The sequence below is a fragment of the Candidatus Pelagibacter communis genome (genome assembly GCF_001180105.1).
GTDB classification, from domain to species: domain Bacteria; phylum Pseudomonadota; class Alphaproteobacteria; order Pelagibacterales; family Pelagibacteraceae; genus Pelagibacter; species Pelagibacter ubique_K.
Genome location: NZ_CVSO01000066.1, coordinates 1 through 600 on the forward strand (window position 1 = coordinate 1; position 600 = coordinate 600).

A 600-nucleotide genomic window follows, 5' to 3' on the forward strand; every position below is an offset into this window, starting at 1 on the left:
TAGAAGGAAAAAAATCTCTTGCTTTTATTTATAAAAAATAGATGAAATGGTGGGCCGTGTTGGGATCGAACCAACTACCCCTGCAATGTCAATGCAGTACTCTACCAGTGAGCTAACGGCCCATTATCCAAGTATAACGGTTTTTATCTTTAATTTAATTTTTAAAAAAAACGTTTGTTTTTTTATTTACAGCATACATTAAAGAAAAATTAATCATAAATAAAGTTAAATTAAAGTCACTAAAAAAAGAGCCAGTTGGGAGAAATGGTAAAAAATTAATCAAAACATAAACGAATGCACCAATCTGAATATAGTTTTGAGAATGGATAATCTTTTTTAATATCCTAAAAATTAAATAAAAAAAGATACTCAATATTATTGCAGTTCCAAAAATGCCATGTTCAGAGAGCATTTCAATATAAATCTGATGTGGGTGCGTTAAACAAATATAATCTTGATTAATTTTATTTTTACTAGAGTCACATGTTTCAACTCTATAATTTTTGTTACCCACACCAAATAATGGATAATTCTTAAAAACAGAAATTCCAGACCTATAGAGTTTAAGGTATAAATTCTTGTTCAAATACCAATCTCTTA

General features: G+C 27.8%; 1 protein-coding gene and 1 tRNA gene. Both read right to left on the reverse strand.

Annotated features, from left to right (window positions below):
* Nucleotides 1–47 precede the first annotated feature (47 nt).
* Nucleotides 48–122: transfer RNA gene (locus tag AMN84_RS04295), tRNA-Val, on the reverse strand.
* Between the two features lie 32 nt (nt 123–154).
* Nucleotides 155–600: O-antigen ligase family protein (locus AMN84_RS04300; protein ID WP_179850701.1), on the reverse strand; the 446-nt coding region annotated here is incomplete at its 5' end.